Annotated in this window: 3 protein-coding genes; 1 reads left to right on the forward strand and 2 read right to left on the reverse strand. The window is 48.0% G+C overall.

The features are described 5' to 3' along the window. Together AC3B8H_RS21255 and AC3B8H_RS21260 are read right to left on the reverse strand one after the other, a co-directional pair. Positions 1-284 (reverse strand): DUF6932 family protein (locus AC3B8H_RS21255; RefSeq protein WP_488443498.1); only part of this gene is annotated, 284 nt, incomplete at its 3' end. Between the two features lie 101 nt (positions 285-385). Continuing rightward, the gene (locus AC3B8H_RS21260; RefSeq protein WP_488443499.1) at positions 386-841 is read right to left on the reverse strand and encodes an REP-associated tyrosine transposase; all 456 of its coding nucleotides are present in this window, start codon (positions 839-841) and stop codon (positions 386-388) included. A 117-nt stretch (positions 842-958) separates the two neighbouring features. On the opposite strand from AC3B8H_RS21260, the gene AC3B8H_RS21265 reads away from it, so the two are divergent. Beyond that, the gene (locus tag AC3B8H_RS21265; RefSeq protein ID WP_488443500.1) at positions 959-1,276 is read left to right on the forward strand and encodes a hypothetical protein; all 318 of its coding nucleotides are present in this window, start codon (positions 959-961) and stop codon (positions 1,274-1,276) included. Positions 1,277-1,509 lie beyond the last annotated feature (233 nt).

The raw sequence follows: 1,509 nt of genomic DNA on the forward strand, positions 1-1,509 counted from the left end.
AATGCCTGCTTTTTATCATCAGGAAGGTTGTCAACTACATTTGCATCAGCAAAACAGACTAAATCAATATCATTTGGATCTAGTTTATTCGATGTAAAACTACCGTCAATTAACTGTTCTATATCTATAGAAATTGCTTCGAGTTCAGATCGGTGCCGTTCATACCCTTCAAAAATTACCGAACGTGTTTTAGATGATGGAAAAGTATCTACCAGTTTTGTTCGGATTTCCTCTGAGGTCATATCGTAAATACCGGCTGGCAGATATCCTTCGTCATTAAACATAAAATTTCCAACTATGAGTTTTATTTTTTAGGATAAGTGTAGCACTATAGCTCGTAGGATGGGTAGAGGCGCTAGCCAAAACCCATCAAAAACACCATCGATTACGCCAAATCCAAGTCAGGATATATGCCGCCCGCCCAATTTTCCGGGAGAATGCCGCTTTTGACGAAATCATGAAATGAAGAATATCGCCAATCAGCAACACAACGGACATAGCCGTGTTTTACTGGATTGTAATGAATATAGTCGACATGCCTGACGAAGTCGTCCTCGTTTCTAATTCGATGCTCCCAAAACCGTCTTTGCCAGATACCGCGCTCCTGCTTTCGTTCACGGCTCTTGGAAATTCGCTCGCCTTTTTCGACCTGTCTAGTGAAGTGGGTCTTAATGAGCCGCCAGCGACAACTAAAATCATTGTCACCCTCCGGCAACGTCCAAATGGTATGGAGATGTTCCGGTAACACAACCATCGCGTCGATATTAAACGGGTGTTGATGTTTTACGTTACGAAAAGACTTCGGGGAGTCGCTATTTTTGCGAAAGATTTTTAGGAGCATCCTAGCTCCAAAAATCAGGAAAAATTACGCGACCGCTTATGCCTTCGGCGGCCCCGATTCGTCCGCGTCACCTCGTTTCGACCCAACGAGGGGTCGAAACATTGGCTCTCGCATGACTTGACGGCGTTTCGCGATGCCTTGCAGGTTTTCTCCGCTTCGCTACGAAAACCCGCCCGGCGCTACGCCTATCGGGGACTAAAAATCTTCACTTCGCTGCGGCTCCGTTTCCAAGATTTTCAGCGCGCGAAGCAGTTCAATCCTGTCGGTCAGCAAAGTCCGATTTCGTTCCGCCAAATTGACGGTGAAAAAATAACTACTGCCTTTGAGGCGATGTCGGCGATATTCCGTCGTATCTCATTTGTCAGCGTTTCGTTTGATGGGTTTCGCTTCGCTCTACCCATCCTACTGTCGGCAATTGGCGCCCCCCCCCCCTGATTATTGGATAACTCTTGTCGGTTGTCTCCTCTGGGCCGATCTCGCTCACTGCCCCCGCGCCGATGCCACTTCGAAACGCCAACACGATCTATCAAACATGGACGAACCCAACCTGCGTCGTAACCTATCGATCATGGCATTTGCAAACGCGGGCGTTGTTGGCGTGATGGAAGACGGCTCGCCGGTCTGGCAGGCTCTTGCTCGACCCTGCTTGGTACTGACGAATCGCAGCG

Source organism: Methylomonas sp. BG-2 (genome assembly GCF_057766305.1).

What these genes read in the sequence shown, in the direction of transcription:
- AC3B8H_RS21260 (WP_488443499.1), bottom strand. Translation starts at nt 841, where the DNA reads ATGCTCCTAAAAATCTTTCGCAAAAATAGCGACTCCCCGAAGTCTTTT.